16 protein-coding genes are annotated in these 15671 nt (G+C 61.8%); 14 read left to right on the top strand and 2 right to left on the bottom strand.

The window, feature by feature from the left end; translation table 11 throughout:
- The first annotated feature begins 63 nt into the window (after positions 1-63).
- The 7 genes from D4A92_RS14395 (at position 64) to D4A92_RS14365 (ending at position 6111) form a co-directional block, all read left to right on the top strand.
- Entirely contained in the window at positions 64-318 is a 255-nt protein-coding gene (locus tag D4A92_RS14395) for a ribbon-helix-helix domain-containing protein (RefSeq protein ID WP_203014470.1), read from the top strand.
- Positions 302-616 carry a type II toxin-antitoxin system RelE/ParE family toxin gene (locus D4A92_RS14390; RefSeq protein ID WP_203014468.1) on the top strand — a complete coding sequence of 105 codons (315 nt, stop codon included), beginning with the start codon at positions 302-304 and terminating at the stop codon, positions 614-616. The genes D4A92_RS14395 and D4A92_RS14390 overlap by 17 nt, the downstream gene beginning before the upstream one ends.
- Positions 617-619: 3 nt before the next feature.
- On the top strand, positions 620-2023 hold the full coding sequence (radA, locus tag D4A92_RS14385; RefSeq protein WP_054150494.1) for a DNA repair protein RadA: 1404 nt from the start codon (positions 620-622) through the stop codon (positions 2021-2023).
- An 88-nt stretch (positions 2024-2111) separates the two neighbouring features.
- Positions 2112-2705 carry a CvpA family protein gene (locus D4A92_RS14380; protein ID WP_006727416.1) on the top strand — a complete coding sequence of 198 codons (594 nt, stop codon included), beginning with the start codon at positions 2112-2114 and terminating at the stop codon, positions 2703-2705.
- A 126-nt stretch (positions 2706-2831) separates the two neighbouring features.
- Entirely contained in the window at positions 2832-4322 is a 1491-nt protein-coding gene (gene purF, locus D4A92_RS14375; protein WP_203014465.1) for an amidophosphoribosyltransferase, read from the top strand.
- Positions 4323-4443: 121 nt separating this feature from the next.
- A complete protein-coding gene (locus tag D4A92_RS14370) occupies positions 4444-5184 on the top strand; it encodes an SDR family NAD(P)-dependent oxidoreductase (RefSeq protein ID WP_203014462.1) in 741 nt (246 codons plus the stop codon).
- 48 nt (positions 5185-5232) lie between these two features.
- Positions 5233-6111 (top strand): DMT family transporter, encoded by an 879-nt coding sequence (locus D4A92_RS14365; protein WP_203014447.1) that lies wholly within the window; start codon positions 5233-5235, stop codon positions 6109-6111.
- On the opposite strand, the gene D4A92_RS14360 is transcribed toward D4A92_RS14365, so the two are convergent.
- Positions 6112-7350 (bottom strand): GGDEF domain-containing protein, encoded by a 1239-nt coding sequence (locus D4A92_RS14360; RefSeq protein ID WP_203014445.1) that lies wholly within the window; start codon positions 7348-7350, stop codon positions 6112-6114.
- Between the two features lie 310 nt (positions 7351-7660).
- Here D4A92_RS14360 and cysS point away from each other — a divergent pair, with 310 nt between their 5' ends.
- The 7 genes from cysS (at position 7661) to rarD (ending at position 15023) form a co-directional block, all read left to right on the top strand.
- The gene (gene cysS / locus D4A92_RS14355; protein ID WP_203014442.1) at positions 7661-9145 is read left to right on the top strand and encodes a cysteine--tRNA ligase; all 1485 of its coding nucleotides are present in this window, start codon (positions 7661-7663) and stop codon (positions 9143-9145) included.
- Positions 9146-9422: 277 nt separating this feature from the next.
- On the top strand, positions 9423-9791 hold the full coding sequence (locus D4A92_RS14350) for an endonuclease domain-containing protein (protein ID WP_203014439.1): 369 nt from the start codon (positions 9423-9425) through the stop codon (positions 9789-9791).
- 340 nt (positions 9792-10131) lie between these two features.
- The gene (locus tag D4A92_RS14345; protein WP_203014437.1) at positions 10132-10599 is read left to right on the top strand and encodes a GFA family protein; all 468 of its coding nucleotides are present in this window, start codon (positions 10132-10134) and stop codon (positions 10597-10599) included.
- Entirely contained in the window at positions 10596-11084 is a 489-nt protein-coding gene (locus D4A92_RS14340; protein WP_203014434.1) for a GFA family protein, read from the top strand. Before D4A92_RS14345 ends, D4A92_RS14340 begins: the two co-directional genes overlap by 4 nt.
- Position 11085: 1 nt before the next feature.
- Positions 11086-12045, top strand: coding sequence for a prolyl aminopeptidase (pip, locus tag D4A92_RS14335; RefSeq protein WP_203014418.1), 960 nt, complete (start codon positions 11086-11088; stop codon positions 12043-12045).
- 347 nt (positions 12046-12392) lie between these two features.
- A complete protein-coding gene (gene cimA, locus D4A92_RS14330; protein ID WP_203014415.1) occupies positions 12393-14009 on the top strand; it encodes a citramalate synthase in 1617 nt (538 codons plus the stop codon).
- Positions 14010-14126: 117 nt separating this feature from the next.
- Positions 14127-15023 carry an EamA family transporter RarD gene (gene rarD, locus D4A92_RS14325; RefSeq protein ID WP_203014411.1) on the top strand — a complete coding sequence of 299 codons (897 nt, stop codon included), beginning with the start codon at positions 14127-14129 and terminating at the stop codon, positions 15021-15023.
- Positions 15024-15025: 2 nt separating this feature from the next.
- Here the strand turns inward: rarD and D4A92_RS14320 are convergent, their stop codons facing one another.
- Entirely contained in the window at positions 15026-15646 is a 621-nt protein-coding gene (locus tag D4A92_RS14320; protein WP_203014396.1) for a TIGR00730 family Rossman fold protein, read from the bottom strand.
- Positions 15647-15671 lie beyond the last annotated feature (25 nt).

Below are 15671 nucleotides of genomic sequence, written 5' to 3'. Positions count from 1 at the left end.
CGGAGGGATTTGTTCTGCTATTGTTCCAGCCCTGTCGGTCTTGTTCAGAATGGAGTTCAGACGATGCAGCGCATTCAATTGAGCGCCAGAGACGCGGAGTTCGTGGCGGAGCAACTTAGTTCCGGCGTCTATGAGACAGTCGATGCGGTGGTTGCTGCCGGTCTGGAACTGCTGCGTGAACGGGACGATGCCGAACTTCGTCAGTTTATTCAGGAGGGGCTTGATGATGTCGAGGCCGGTCGAGTTCACACCTACGAGAACGCGGAGGATCTGCTCGCGGACATCAAACGCGGTCTGATCGATGCCCACCAGCCGTAAGGTGAAGTGGACCACCACCGCCAGAGACGATCTCCGTTCGATTTATTCCTACATAGCCCAATTCGATCCTGCCTTGGCGGATGCATTCGTCACTGGACTCTACCAGAAGATCGAAGCATTGGCGCAACTCGGTCTTACCGGGACAAAGACGGACCATTTGCGTGACGATATTCGTGCCTTCACGTTCAAGGAGCGCCGGTTCTTCATTCGTGTGTCCGACGAGACGATAACCGTCCTTCGTGTGAAGCACGGCCGTCAGAACATCTCCCCAGACGATTTCCCCGAAAGCGACCTGTAATTCATGGCCAAAGCTAAGACTCAATTCATCTGCCAGAACTGCGGCACGGTGCATTCCCGCTGGGCGGGCAAATGCGATGGATGCGGCGAGTGGAACACCATCGTCGAGGAAGATCCGATGGGCGGGATCGGGTCGGGCCCCGGCAAGGCGCCGAAGAAGGGCCGTCCCGTCACTCTCACCTCGCTGTCCGGCGAGATCGAGGAAGCGCCACGCATTCCAACCGGCATGGGCGAACTCGATCGCGCCACCGGTGGCGGTTTTGTACGCGGTTCGGCGGTGCTGATCGGCGGTGATCCCGGCATCGGCAAATCGACGCTACTGATGCAGGCGGCTGCGGCGCTGGCGCGGCGTGGTCATCGGGTGATCTATGTCTCGGGCGAAGAGGCTGTCGCGCAGGTTAGGCTGCGCGCCCAGCGACTGGGTGCTGCCGATACAGATGTGCTGCTCGCCGCCGAAACCAATGTCGAGGACATCCTCGCCACCATCTCGGAAGGCAAGCGGCCGGATCTCGTGATCATCGATTCGATCCAGACGCTGTGGAGCGACACCGCCGACAGTGCGCCGGGGACCGTGACCCAGGTGCGCACCGGCGTCCAGGCGATGATCCGCTTTGCCAAGCAGACCGGTGCGACCATGGTGCTGGTCGGGCATGTCACGAAGGAGGGCCAGATCGCCGGTCCCCGCGTCGTGGAGCACATGGTCGATGCCGTCCTCTATTTCGAAGGCGATCGCGGCCATCACTATCGCATCCTACGCACGGTCAAAAACCGCTTCGGACCGACCGACGAGATCGGGGTCTTCGAAATGTCGGACAAGGGTCTGCGCGAAGTCGCCAATCCCTCCGAGCTCTTCCTCGGCGAACGCAACGAGAAAGCCCCAGGTGCTGCCGTCTTTGCCGGCATGGAAGGCACGCGGCCCGTTCTGGTCGAGGTGCAGGCACTGGTGGCCGCAACCTCGCTCGGCACCCCGCGTCGTGCTGTCGTCGGATGGGATTCGTCCCGCCTCGCCATGATTTTGGCGGTATTGGAGGCGCATTGCGGGATCAGGCTCGGTCAACACGACGTCTATCTGAATGTCGCCGGCGGCTACCGGATCAGTGAACCGGCAGCCGACATGGCGATTGCTTCGGCATTGGTTTCGTCGCTGGCCGGTATTGCCCTTCCGGCCGATTGCGTCTATTTCGGCGAAGTCAGCCTGTCGGGGGCGGTGCGGCCGGTGGCCCATACGGCCCAAAGGCTGAAAGAGGCGGAAAAGCTCGGTTTCTCCGCTGCGGTCTTGCCGGCTGCCTCCCCGGACCTTCCAAAGGGCTCGGCTGGCAAATGGAGGGAAGTGGACAGCCTTCCCGATCTCGTGGCGCGGATCGCCGGTTCCCGGCTGAAAGCCCCCACGGGTCAGGAGGACGGTTGATCCGGTCCGACGCGTGGTTTCACGCGTTCCGGCGGAATCGCGGTGACATCAATGCCGGTCTTTTCCGGCAGCCTTGGAGTTGGTATTTATGCCCATCACAATTTTCGACGGTATCGTCATCGGCGTCGTTCTGTTTTCAGCGGTGCTGGCGATGGTACGCGGCTTCTCGCGTGAAGTGCTGTCCATCGCGAGCTGGGCGGGTTCGGTCGCCGCTGCCTATTACCTCTATCCCCTGCTCGTTCCCTATGTGATGAGCTATACCGATGATCCGCGGATCGCGATGGCAGGCTCTGCCGGCATCATCTTCCTGATCGCGCTGATCATCATTTCGTTCATTACCTCGCGCATTGCCGACTTCATCATCGACAGTCGCATCGGCGCACTCGACCGCACGCTGGGCTTCCTCTTCGGCGCAGCCCGCGGCCTGCTGTTGCTCGTCGTTGCGGTGGCCTTCTGGAACTGGTTGATCAACGAGCCGCAGCGACCGGACTGGGTCAACAACTCCAAGTCCAAGCCTTTCCTCGATTCGCTCGTGCAGAAACTCGAGGCAGTCCTGCCGGAAGACATCGAGCCGCAGATCCGCGAGCGCATCCTCGGCCGCGACGAACCGGAAGCCGGTGCGGCCGGCGAGACGGCTCCCGCCGAGCAGGCGCCCGAACAGGCTCCGGCCCAGAACAACTGATCCTCTCGCGGCTTCGGCCGCGCGACATGAGACAAGACACAGATGCCGCCGGATCGGGACAGACCGGCGGCTTCCCTGTTCAAAGCGCAGCATCCCGCGTCTGTCCCCGGAGCAAAGGCCCTCGCCATGAAGCAGATCAGCCCTTCTTACGTCGTCTATGGCAGCCAGGACGACAAGTTCCACGAGGAATGCGGCGTGTTCGGCATTCTCGGTCATCCAGATGCTGCAACCCTGACCGCGCTCGGTCTGCACGCGCTCCAGCATCGCGGCCAGGAGGCAGCCGGCATCGTCTCCTTCGACGGGCGCCAGTTCTACACCGAAAAGCATATGGGCCTCGTTGGCGACCACTACACCAATCCGGCGACCCTCGCGAAACTGCCCGGCCCGCAGGCGATCGGCCACACGCGCTACTCGACCACAGGGGAAGTTGCGCTCCGCAACGTCCAGCCACTCTTTGCCGAGCTCGAAGAAGGCGGCATCGCGATCGCCCATAACGGCAACTTCACCAACGGTCTGACGCTGCGCCGCCAGATCATCGCCACCGGCGCGATCTGCCAGTCGACCTCGGATACCGAAGTGGTGCTGCATCTGATCGCCCGCTCGCGCCATGCCTCGACCACCGACCGCTTCATTGATGCGATCCGCCAGATGGAAGGCGGCTATGCGATGATCGCGCTCACCCGCACCAAGCTGATTGCCGCCCGCGACCCGATCGGCATCCGTCCGCTCGTCATGGGTGAACTCGATGGCAAGCCGATCTTCTGTTCGGAGACCTGTGCGCTCGACATTATCGGCGCCAAATTCGTGCGTGACGTGAAGAACGGCGAAGTGATTATCTGCGAAACGCAGGCCGATGGCTCGGTGACAGTCGAGTCCCGCATGCCGGCCCGTCCCCTGCCAGAACGGGTCTGCCTGTTCGAATATGTCTATTTCGCCCGTCCTGACTCGGTCGTTGCCGGCCGAAACGTCTACACCACCCGCAAGAATGCCGGCATGAACCTCGCCAAGGAGGCTCCTGTCGACGCGGATGTTATCGTGCCCGTGCCGGATGGCGGCACGCCGGCCGCGCTCGGCTATGCCCAGCAAAGCGGCATACCCTTCGAATACGGCATCATCCGCAACCACTATGTCGGCCGTACCTTCATCGAACCGACGCAGCAGATCCGCGCCTTCGGCGTCAAACTCAAGCATTCGGCAAACCGGGCGATGATCGAGGGCAAGCGCGTCGTTCTGGTCGACGATTCCATCGTACGCGGCACGACCTCGCTGAAGATCGTGCAGATGATCCGCGATGCCGGCGCCAAGGAAGTGCATATCCGCGTCGCCTCGCCGATGATCTTCCATCCGGATTTCTACGGCATCGATACGCCGGATCGGGACAAGCTGCTTGCCAACCAGTATGCCGGCGACGAGGCGATGGCGAAGTATATCGGCGCGGATTCCCTGGCTTTCCTATCGATCGACGGCCTCTACACCGCGGTCGGCGGCGCCCCGCGCGATCCGGCCAACCCGCAATTCACCGACCACTATTTCACCGGCGACTATCCGACGCGCCTCGTCGACAAGGAAAGCGAGAAGCCGGGCCGCAAGGAAAGCATGCTCGCCGCCAACGGCTGAGCTCCAGAGCAAGTCCAGCAAAAGTGCGCCAGCGGTTTTGCGTCCGGACTGCGTTAAAACAAGGAGATAGAGCATGTGATCCGGCTTGAGCCGGACATGCTCTAGGGATACAGGACAGACCATGACCATCGACCTCAAGGGACGGCTTGCGCTCGTCACCGGCGCCTCGCGGGGCATCGGCTATTTCACCGCGATCGAACTTGCCAAGGCCGGCGCGCATGTCATTGCCTGTGCCCGCACCGTCGGCGGCCTGGAAGAGCTTGATGACGCCATCAAGGCGGTTGGCGGCACGGCAACGCTGGTGCCCTTCGACCTCTCGGACATGGCCGCGATCGACCAGCTCGGCGGCCACATCTTCGAGCGCTGGGGCAAGCTCGACATCGCGGTCCTGAATGCCGGTGTGCTCGGTGTCATCTCGCCAATCGGCCATGTCGAGGCGAAGGTCTTCGACAAGGTGATGACGATCAACGTCACCGCCACATGGAGGCTGATCCGCTCGCTCGAGCCGCTTCTCGTCAAGTCCGACCAGGGTCGTGCTCTGATCCTGTCCTCGGGTGCCGCCCACAAGTGCCGTCCGTTCTGGGGCCCCTACTCCGCCTCCAAGGCAGCCGTCGAGGCGCTCGCCCGCACCTGGGCGGCCGAGACCCAGCGCCTGCCTCTGCGCGTGCTCTCCGTTGATCCTGGCGCTACCCGCACCGCCATGCGCGCCCAGGCCATGCCGGGTGAAGATCCAGCCACTCTGCCGCATCCGTCCGAAGTTGCCGCCAAGCTTCTGCCGCTCGTCGGCCCGGACCAGACGGAAACCGGCAAGCTCTTCATCGTTCGCGAAGGCAAGATGGTCGACTACCGCATGCCGGAGTAGGAGCAGGATCTCCTACCTACCGGCAGCCATTCCATATCAGGATCATCCATGTCGCCCAGAGATTTTGCCGCTTACGCCTATCTGTCTCTGGCCTGGGGGCTTTCGTTCGTCCTGCTTCTGCACGTGGTGGATGCCTTCGGCTGGATCGGCGCGGTGACATTTCGCTGCTTCATTGCCGGCGCCCTGCTTTACTTGATTGCGAGGGCCATGCGACGCCGGCTCGACTTCCGTGCAGGCTGGCTGCCTTTCACGATCGTCGGTGCAACCACTGTGGCCGGGCAGCTTGTGGGCCTCTCCTACGCGACGCCGCTGATCGGCACGGCGATGGCCGCGATTTTCGTCGCATCCATCCCCCTTTTCTCCATGGTCATCGCGCAGCTGTGGGGACTGGAGCGGATCACACAGGCGCGAGTGCTCGGCCTTGCGCTGGGCACGATCGGCATCATCATGCTGGTGGGATTTCCGGCAGTTCCCGTGACCTTCGCCTTCCTGCTCGGCTGTGCCGCCATGGTCGGCTCAACCTTCTCGGCCGCCTTTGGCAGCAATTATGCGAGCCGATATCTTTCCGGCACCGGCCCCTGGGAGGTCACGATCGGCTCCTTCATCGCCGGTGGTATCCTGACGCTGCCGCTTCTGTGGTTCGTTCCGGTTCCCACGACGCCTGCTGCGATCGACTACCTCTATCTTGTGGCGCTGGCAGCCCTGATGAGTGCGCTCACCTACGTGCTCTATTTCGGTCTGGTCAAAAGCATCGGTGCGACGGCCGCGATCAGTGTCGAGTTCGTCGTGACAGTCGTGGCCGTGCTGGTTGGGGCTTTGATACTCGACGAACCGCTGACAGTGCTGCAACTGATGGGTGGCGCCGTGATCATCGTCGGATGCGCGCTCGTACTCGGGATCGTGAGGACGCCGCGCCGGGTGGCCTGATCAGCCCGCCCGTCGCCGCATGCGCGCCAAACGCCGGCGAGGCTGTTCGACAGCCAATGCCAGAGTATTGCCGGTCTCAGCAAGCAAGGCCACCGGTTCATAGAGACGGACACAGTTTCGACCATCAGCCTTCGCTCGGTAGAGCGCAGCATCTGCGGTGGCGAGAAGCTCGTCCAGATCGGCACCCCGCTCCTTCGCTTCACTGACGCCGATGCTGACCGTGACCCGCAGCGGGGAAGAGGCCGGCAAAAGCATGTCGGCCACGGCAAGCCGCAGGTTTTCCGCTACGGCGACGGCCTTCTGGGCACTCATCCGGGGCATCAGACAGGCAAACTCTTCGCCGCCGATGCGCGCAAAAAGCCAGCCCTTGGGCATCCGCTGCTCGATGGTACGGGAGAAGGCTAGCAGAACCTGGTCTCCTGCCGCATGGCCGTGCGTATCGTTGACGACCTTGAAGTGGTCGATATCGAGCAAGAGCAGGCTGGCGCCCTCCTGCTCTTGCAGCATCTTGCAGGCACTCGTCACGAAGGTGCGACGATTGGCGAGATTGGTCAGCGGATCCCGTTCCGAGGCCAGTCGATAACGGAGTTCGTCGCGCTCCTTCGCCAGCATCAGCAGAGCGACGAGCGTCAGCACGATCATCATGGAGTTGGCCAGCACGATATAGGCAAACCAGGGTGCCGTCGTGCCATCGGCCGCGTAGGCCGGCCCGACAAAGAGCGACAGCGGCACCGGCGCCAGCCAAACCGCGCCTCGAATGAGGTTTGCCACGGCAGCAATCGACCTGGACGGCAACGGTTCTCGCTTTGCCTTGCGCAAGATATCTTCCGCCGTAAGGAAGCAGTAGCCAGCAATCAGGAGGCCAAGAATCGTGGTTCTCAGCTCTACCGATTGATAGACGACCGGCATCAGCCAGAGCGCCGTCCAGACAATCAGCCCGATGGAGGCCTTTGTTAAAGAGGCCTTGCCGCCCTCGAACACAACGACCGCCTGCCAGTAGAGGCCGACGGCGAAAACGCCGAGCCCGAGACCGACGCCCGACGACAAGAACAGCGGCAGCGAACTGCGCGCCGAATGCAGAAACATGGCCGTGCAGCCAGCGAGCCCCGCCGCGACCAGCATCGGCAGGATGCGGCTGTCCCGGTTTCGCAGCCACATATAAATCGTCACGACCGTTGATATCAGTGTGATCAACGCATGGACGATCATCACTGTTGGCAGATGCAGGCTGTGGTCCATGCCGAAGATCATCTCCGAGGGCGGGGGATTACCACGCTAGAATTGGGGGAGTTACCTTGAAAAAGACTTAACCCGAAGAGTGACTATCCACAGTTGGCAGCTGGCGGGTGGCCTGTTTCGGGACGCCGCAAGCGCCCTTGACCAAAATCACGACCCGCGCCATAACACCCAGCATGAAAACGAGCTTCTGCACCATTTGCGGGATCATTATTCGCTAGCGTATTCGCTGGCCTGGCCGTTTTCGTCTCCTGCATAGCCCCAGATGACAAACGACCCGGTCCAGCCGGGTCAATCATTCTGGGAGTTTCACATGGCCGGCGGCCTCAAGCTTTACAACACGCTCACACGCGAGAAGGTCGACTTCGAGCCGATCGATCCCGACAATGTGCGCATGTATGTCTGCGGCCCGACGGTCTACGACTTTGCCCATATCGGCAACGCGCGCCCCGTCATCGTCTTCGATGTGCTCTTCCGGCTGCTCCGCCACACCTATGGCGCCGACAAGGTGACCTATGTCCGCAACATCACCGACGTCGATGACAAGATCAACGCGCGGGCGTTGCGCGATTTCGGCGGGCAGATCGCCGATGGTTCGATGAGCCTCAACGAGGCGATCCGGGCTGTTACCGGCAAGACGGAAAGCCAGTTCCACGAGGACGTGGCCTCGCTCGGCTGTCTGAAGCCCACCGTCGAGCCACGCGCCACCGACAACATTCCGCAGATGATCACGATCATCCAGCGGCTGCTCGACATGGGCCATGCCTATGTCGCCAGCGGTTCGGAAGGCCATGAAGTGCTGTTTTCGACCGCCTCGATGGCCGATTACGGCATGCTGTCAAAGCGCAAGCTCGAAGACCAGCAGGCAGGCGCCCGCGTCGCGGTCGAAAGCCACAAGATGAACCCAGCCGATTTCGTGCTGTGGAAGCAGTCCGCTGACACAGAGCCAGGCTGGCCGGCGAGCTTCACCTTCGAGAAGATCACCACGCCGATCTATGGGCGTCCCGGCTGGCATATCGAATGCTCTGCCATGTCCGACCGCTATCTCTGGGAAGAGATCAAGGATCGCCTGTCCCCCAAGGCGAAGGCCAAGCCGCACCAGTTCGACATCCATGGCGGCGGACTGGACCTGATCTTCCCGCACCACGAAAACGAGATCGCCCAGTCCTGCTGCGCCTTCGACAACGACCTGATGGCGACCGTGTGGATGCACAACGGCTTCCTGCAGGTCGAAGGCCGGAAGATGTCGAAGTCGGAGGGTAATTTCGTCACGATCAACGAGTTGCTGGCGACGGAGAAATTCGGCGGGCGGAAGTGGCCGGGCGAAGTGCTGAGGCTCGCCATGCTGATGACGCATTACCGCGAGCCGATCGATTTTTCGGTCAAGCGGCTGGAAGAGGCAGAACGTCTGCTGGCAAAGTGGCCGGCAGGTGATGCCGGTGACGTGGCCCCGGATGCAGCCGTTCTAGAAGCCCTCTCTGATGACCTCAACACGGTTGCGGCCGTTCAGGCGATTCATGCACTCGCGCAGGCGGCGAATGCGGATCCGTCGAAGCTGCCGCTCTTTGTCGCCTCGGCAGCCTTGCTCGGTGTTGCGCCGAAGAAGGCAGAACTCAGCGACGATCTCTCCGCCGCGGTCCAGGCCTTGGTCGACATGCGGCTCGAAATGCTGAAGGCGAAGAATTTTGCCGAAGCGGACAAGATCCGGGACGAACTTGCCGCCAAAGGCATCCAGCTCAAGGACGGCAAGGACAAGGAGACCGGCGAGCGGGTGACGACCTGGGAGGTCAAGCGGTAAAATGGTTTCGGCTGCGGTGCAGATTACCCCCCTCTGTCACTTCGTGACATCTCCCCCACAAGGGGGGAGAGTGGGGAAGCATGCGTCGTGCCACACCAATTCCAGGCCCTTGAATCTCAGAGGCGAGGTCGGCGGGTTCCCGCTCTCCCCCCTTGTGGGGGAGATGTCCGGCAGGACAGAGGGGGGTGCCGCACACGCAACGCCAACCAAGCCCCTTGCCAGAACACACAACCAGAGACAGTCTTCCCACCAGTTCAAACCGGTGATGGAAGCTGCCATGCCGCATGCACCCGTTCCACCGCAACGGCGCGCCCATGCAAAGCGCATGCGCCACGAAATGACAGATGCCGAGCGCAAGCTCTGGGGCTGCCTGCGCGCGCATCGCTTGATGGGCCTTGGCTTTCGCCGACAGGTGCCGATTGCCGGCTTCATCGTCGATTTCGCCTGCTCGGATCATAAGCTGATTGTGGAGGTGGACGGGTCTCGGCACGGGAACGATGCCGATATCGCATATGATGCGGCCCGCACGAGGCGGCTGGAGCAGGATGGCTGGACGGTGCTGCGGTTCTGGAACGACGACGTGCTGCGGGACATCGACAATGTTTGCCAGCATATTGTGATTGTTGCGGGAAAGGGGTGGTCGTGATGATGGCAGTGTCTGCTGCGGCGCGCATTACCCCCCTCTGTCACTTCGTGCCATGTCCCCCACAAGGGGGGAGAGTGGGGCCGCGTGCGTCGTGCCACACCAATTCCAGGCCCTTGAATCTCAGAGGCGAGGTCGGCGGGTTCCCGCTCTCCCCCCCTGTGGGGGAGATGTCCGGCAGGACAGAGGGGGGTGACGCCACACTCGCGAGGCCACCGCATGACTCAACCCAACACCAAAATGCCGAAATGGCTGCTCTACGGCCTGATCGCCAAGGGCGTTCTGGTGGCTGCCGTGATCATCGGCGTCACGATTTTCATGGCGATGCAATGAGGACGTCGAGATGAGCGAGATCGAGAGTGGTGGCTGCCAGTGCGGCGCGATCCGGTTCCAGGCGTCGAAGCTTGGGCGGCCGTCGATCTGCCATTGCCGTATGTGCCAGAAGCAGTTCGGCTCGTTCTTCGGCGCATTTGTGACCGCCGATCAGGCGCATCTGACCTGGACGCGCGGGCAGCCGATGCTCTACCGCTCGTCCGCCAAAGTGAAGCGCGGCTTCTGCGGCAAGTGCGGCACACCGCTCACCTATCAGCATCCCGGGGGCGTCGAACTTGCGATCGGCACCTTCGACCATCCGGAGCGTTTCGAGCCGCAGATCCAGGTCAACCATCACCAGCGCCTGCCCTGGATCGATCAGCTGTTCGAGACGCCTGTCTATACGAGCCCCGAATACGAGGCCTTTTTCGCCTCGATCGAGAGTTTTCAGCATCCAGACCACGACACGGCCCAGTGGCCGCCGGAGGATGATCAATGACCCGACAGGTACATTCCGGTGGCTGTCAATGCGGCGCAATCCGCTACAAGATATCAGGCGAGCTCGGTTACCCGCATATCTGTCACTGCCGTATGTGCCAGAAGGCGAGCGGCAGTTTCTTCATGGCGCTGGCCGGCTCGCGGCAGGAGGATTTTCTCCTGATGCGCGGCGAACCGAGCTGGTTCCAATCATCAGACCCGTGCGGGCGCGGCTTCTGCAAGGACTGCGGCACGCCGCTCTTCTTCCGCACCAAGGGCTCGCCCTATATCAGCGTCACGATCGGCAGCCTCGATAAGCCAGAGATCGCCGAGCCCATTTCGCAAGACGGCGTCGAAAGTCGCGTTTCCTATTTCGACAAGCTCTTCAATCTTCCGCAGAACGAAACCGACCGTTCGGACCTTCCGGCGGGCAATGCCGGGATCGCCGCCACATCTAGGCAGCATCCCGATCACGATACGGTGGCCTGGCCACCGAAGAGGACATGACATGACGACTGAATTGCGTGGCGTTTACCCCGAAATCGAACCCTTCGAGACCGGCATGCTCGATGTCGGCGACGGGCATCAGATCTATTGGGAGCGTTTCGGCACCAAGGGGGCCAAGCCGGCCGTCTTCCTGCATGGCGGTCCCGGTGGCGCCACAGGTCCCGGCAATCGCCGGCTCTTCGATCCGGCTCTCTACGACGTCTTGATGTTCGACCAGCGCGGCTGCGGCAAATCCACACCGCATGCCTCGATCGAGGCTAACACCACCTGGCATCTGGTCGCGGACATCGAGCGGCTGCGCGAACTCATGGGCGTCGAGACCTGGCTCGTCTTCGGCGGTTCCTGGGGCTCGACACTGGCGCTCGCCTATGCCGAAACCCATCCGGAGCGCGTCTCCGAACTGGTCCTGCGGGGCATCTATACGCTGACCAAGGCCGAGCTCGACTGGTACTACCAGTTCGGCGTCTCCGAGATGTTCCCGGACAAGTGGGAGCGTTTTTGCGCACCCATTCCGGAAAATGAGCGCCACGAGATGATGGCCGCCTACCGCCGCCGGCTGACCGGCACCGACCGCGAAGAACAGCTGCGCTGCGCCGTTGCCTGGAGTTCCTGGGAGGGTGAGACCATCACGCTCCTGCCGAACCCGGATTACACGGGCCGCTTCTATGAACCCGACTTCGCGCTCGCCTTCGCGCGCATCGAAAACCACTTCTTCGTTCATGCTGGCTGGCTCGAGGAAGGTCAGCTCCTGCGCGATGCCTACAAGCTCAAAGACATCCCGGGCGTGATCATCCACGGCCGCTACGACATGCCCTGCCCGGCGAAGTATGCATGGCAATTGCACAAGGCCTGGCCGAAGGCGGATTTCCACCTGATCGAGGGGGCGGGCCACGCCTATCTCGAGCCTGGTATCCTCGACCAGCTGATCCGGGCGACGGATCGGTTTGCGGGGAAGAACTAGATCATGCTCGCGCCCGTGGTTACCCCCCTCTGGCCTGCCGGCCATCTCCCCCACAAGGGGGGAGAGCGGATTGCCGCTGCGGCTCGGGCCCACCCTCCCCTTGAGGGGGAGGGTCGGAGCGAAACTCCGGGGTGGGGTGACTGGCTGAGGGTTACAAAAGTCGCGACACGTCGAACTCGCGGTGTGGTTCACCCCCACCCGCCGCTTCGCGGCGACCTACCCCCTCAAGGGGGAGGTGGGGAGCGCAACGCACGCGGCCACTACTCTCCCCCCTTGTGGGGGAGATGTCACGCAGTGACAGAGGGGGGTGAACGCCCCATAGCGGAAGTTCTCGTAAGGACAACAGCATGACGCTTGAAAAGATCACCCTGTTCGACACGACACTGCGCGACGGCCAGCAGACGCCGGGGATCGATTTTTCCGTCGAGGACAAGATCGCGATCGCGGCGATGCTGGACGAATTCGGCATCGACTTCATCGAGGGCGGTTATCCCGGCGCAAACCCGACGGACACGACGTTCTTTTCCAGGAAGCGCACGCAAAAGGCCGGCTTCGTCGCCTTCGGCATGACCAAGCGTGCCGGCATTTCCGCCTCCAACGATCCGGGCCTCAGCCAACTCATCCAGTCGAAGGCAGATGCCGTCTGTCTGGTTGCGAAAAGCTGGGACTATCATGTGAAGGTGGCACTGGGCTGCACCAACGAGGAGAACCTCGAAAGCATCCGCGATAGCGTCAAGGCCGTGGTCGAAGCGGGCAAGCTTTCCATGGTCGACTGCGAGCATTTCTTCGATGGCTACAAGGCCAATCCTGATTATGCCATCGCCTGCGCCAAGGAGGCCTATCAGGCCGGGGCTCGCTGGGTCGTGCTCTGCGACACCAATGGCGGTACGCAGCCGCCGGAAATCCGGGACATTGTCTCGGCCGTGATAGCCTCGGGCATCCCCGGCTCCTCGCTCGGTATCCACGCGCATAACGATACCGGCCAGGCGGTTGCCAATTCACTCGCCGCCGTCGAGGCCGGCGTGCGGCAGATCCAGGGCACGCTGAACGGCATTGGCGAGCGCTGCGGCAATGCCGACCTCATCACGATCATCCCGACGCTCTGTCTGAAGGACACGTATTCCTCGCGCTTCGAGACCTCGATCGACCGGGAAAAGCTCGTCGGCCTCACCCGTCTGTCGCGCGCTTTCGACGAATTGCTCAACCGTTCGCCCAATCACCAGTCGCCTTATGTCGGCGGCTCGGCCTTTGCCACCAAGGCCGGCATCCATGCCTCGGCGCTCCTCAAGGACCCCAAGACCTACGAGCATGTCGAGCCAGAAAGCGTCGGCAATTTCCGCAAAGTCATGGTGTCGGATCAAGGCGGCAAGGCAAATTTCCTTAATGAACTGAAGCGTCGCGGCATCACGGTTGCCAAGGACGATCCGAAGCTCGACACGCTGATTTCTATCGTCAAAGAGCGCGAGGCCTCGGGTTACGCCTATGAAGGCGCGGATGCGAGTTTCGAATTGCTGGCGCTCAAGACGCTCGGGACCGTGCCCAATTTCTTTGCGGTCGAGAGCTTCCGCGTCATGGTTGAGCGCCGTTTCGACAGCCATGGCAAGCTGAAGACCGTGTCGGAAGCCGTCGTAAAGGTGCTGGTCGACGGCGAAATGGTGATGTCGGTTGCGGAAGGCGATGGTCCGGTCAACGCCCTCGACATTGCGCTCCGCAAGGATCTCGGCAAATACCAGACGGAAATCCTCGATCTCGAACTGGCGGACTACAAGGTCCGTATCCTGAACGGCGGCACCGAGGCCATCACCCGCGTGTTAATCGAGTCCACCGATGCCTCCGGCGCCCGCTGGTGGACGGTTGGCGTGTCCGAGAACATCATCGACGCCTCCTTCCAGGCGCTGATGGACAGTATCGTCTACAAGCTGATGAAGAACCGCGAACTGGCAGGCAAGATCGCGGCGGAGTGAGATCGGAGGCGTCCAAACGATCGGTCTGCCTGAACGATGCTTCACAGAAATGAATTGGCGCCTGCAACCTTGCAGGCGTAATCCCGTTTCCAAGCATAACAAAAGTCAGGAAACACCATGGCCGACGTCACCGCTCCCGCCGAGAACCGGGACAGCCTGAACGGCTTTCTCTTTGCGCTCTCCGCCTATCTTTTGTGGGGCTTCCTGCCACTCTACATGAAGGCGCTCGCGCATATCTCGCCGGCGGAGGTGATCGCTCACCGCATCCTCTGGTCGATCCCGGTTGCCGGCCTGCTCTTGATCATCCTCAAGCGCACCGATGAGTTGAAGAAGGCGATGCGCAATCCGCGCATGCTCGGCATGGCCGCCGTGACCGCGACGCTGATCAGCGTCAACTGGGGCATCTATGTCTGGGCGATAGGGACTGGACACGCGCTGGACACGGCGCTCGGCTACTTCATCAATCCTTTGTTTTCGATCCTGCTCGGTGCTGTCATTCTCAAGGAAAAGCTGAAGAAGACGCAGATTGCGGCCCTCTCGCTGGTCGTGATCGCTGTCGTCATCCTGACCGTCGAGGCAGGCCGCCTGCCGGTGGTGGCGCTGGCGCTGACCTTCTCCTGGGGCTTCTACGCCTTTTTCCGCAAGACATTGCCGATCGGGCCGAACCAGGGCTTCCTCTTGGAAGTGCTGCTGCTTTCGCCCATCGCGCTCGGCTATCTTGTCTATTTGAACCTGCAGGGGGGCGGGCATTTCCTGATGGGCAACATGACCGATACGATCCTGCTTGCCTCGGCAGGACTGGTGACGGCAGTGCCGCTGATCCTTTATGCGAACGGCGCCAAGCTGTTGCGCCTCTCGACCATAGGCATCATGCAATACATCGCGCCGTCGATGATCTTCATCACCGCCGTCTTCGTCTTCAACGAACCCTTCAGCGTGGCGAAAGCCGTTGCCTTCCCGCTTATCTGGTCGGCATTGGTGATCTATACGCTGCCGATGCTTCGGCAGCGCTGAACTCAAAGCTTGGAAATCGTCTCCGGGTCGCCTTCGGGCGATCCGGCCTCGGCCCAGCGGACCTCGATGGCGGGCACAATGTCCTCGATTCGGTCAATGACCAGCGGCCGCACGAGATGGGCGGTGTGGATAAAGCCCGAGGCCGACATGTGGTCCATAAGCTCCAGCATAGGCTTCCAGAAGTCGTTGACATTGGCAAAGACCATCGGCTTGGCATGACGGCCGAGCTGACCCCAGGTCATGATCTCGACGATCTCCTCAAGCGTGCCGATGCCGCCCGGAAGGGTCACGAAAGCGTCAGAGCGCTCGAACATGGCGTGCTTGCGCTCGTGCATGTCCTTGGTGATGATCAATTCGTTCAGCTGGCCGAGCGAATGGCGCGTCGCTTCCATGTCGACGAGGAATTCGGGTATGATGCCGGTGACATGACCGCCGGCCGAAAGCACGCCCGAGGCAACCGCCCCCATGATGCCCTTGGTGCCGCCGCCATAGACCAGGCGAAGGTTGTTTTCTGCCAGGGCGCGACCGAAATTTCGGCCGGCTTCCATGAAGGCGGGATCGCGTCCGGGCTGGGAGCCGCAATAGACGCAGACGGATCGAATCGGGGTTTTCTGTTCGCTCATGCGGGGCAAAAAACAGGCTACGCCG

The organism is Rhizobium rosettiformans, assembly GCF_016806065.1.
Taxonomy (GTDB): Bacteria; Pseudomonadota; Alphaproteobacteria; order Rhizobiales; family Rhizobiaceae; genus Allorhizobium.
The sequence above is the reverse complement of the archived record's forward strand: the minus strand, read 5'-3'. Positions and strand labels throughout refer to the sequence as shown.

Excerpts from the sequence above, each read along its gene's own strand:
- D4A92_RS14345 (WP_203014437.1), top strand. The coding sequence starts at position 10,132 with ATGAGCGAGATCGAGAGTGGTGGCTGCCAGTGCGGCGCGATCCGGTTC.
- D4A92_RS14370 (WP_203014462.1), top strand. The coding sequence starts at position 4,444 with ATGACCATCGACCTCAAGGGACGGCTTGCGCTCGTCACCGGCGCCTCG.
- cimA (WP_203014415.1), top strand. The coding sequence starts at position 12,393 with ATGACGCTTGAAAAGATCACCCTGTTCGACACGACACTGCGCGACGGC.
- purF (WP_203014465.1), top strand. The coding sequence starts at position 2,832 with ATGAAGCAGATCAGCCCTTCTTACGTCGTCTATGGCAGCCAGGACGAC.
- D4A92_RS14320 (WP_203014396.1), bottom strand. The coding sequence starts at position 15,646 with ATGAGCGAACAGAAAACCCCGATTCGATCCGTCTGCGTCTATTGCGGC.
- pip (WP_203014418.1), top strand. The coding sequence starts at position 11,086 with ATGACGACTGAATTGCGTGGCGTTTACCCCGAAATCGAACCCTTCGAG.
- D4A92_RS14390 (WP_203014468.1), top strand. The coding sequence starts at position 302 with ATGCCCACCAGCCGTAAGGTGAAGTGGACCACCACCGCCAGAGACGAT.
- D4A92_RS14395 (WP_203014470.1), top strand. The coding sequence starts at position 64 with ATGCAGCGCATTCAATTGAGCGCCAGAGACGCGGAGTTCGTGGCGGAG.
- D4A92_RS14365 (WP_203014447.1), top strand. The coding sequence starts at position 5,233 with ATGTCGCCCAGAGATTTTGCCGCTTACGCCTATCTGTCTCTGGCCTGG.
- D4A92_RS14380 (WP_006727416.1), top strand. The coding sequence starts at position 2,112 with ATGCCCATCACAATTTTCGACGGTATCGTCATCGGCGTCGTTCTGTTT.
- D4A92_RS14340 (WP_203014434.1), top strand. The coding sequence starts at position 10,596 with ATGACCCGACAGGTACATTCCGGTGGCTGTCAATGCGGCGCAATCCGC.
- D4A92_RS14350 (WP_203014439.1), top strand. The coding sequence starts at position 9,423 with ATGCCGCATGCACCCGTTCCACCGCAACGGCGCGCCCATGCAAAGCGC.
- rarD (WP_203014411.1), top strand. The coding sequence starts at position 14,127 with ATGGCCGACGTCACCGCTCCCGCCGAGAACCGGGACAGCCTGAACGGC.
- D4A92_RS14360 (WP_203014445.1), bottom strand. The coding sequence starts at position 7,350 with ATGGACCACAGCCTGCATCTGCCAACAGTGATGATCGTCCATGCGTTG.
- cysS (WP_203014442.1), top strand. The coding sequence starts at position 7,661 with ATGGCCGGCGGCCTCAAGCTTTACAACACGCTCACACGCGAGAAGGTC.
- radA (WP_054150494.1), top strand. The coding sequence starts at position 620 with ATGGCCAAAGCTAAGACTCAATTCATCTGCCAGAACTGCGGCACGGTG.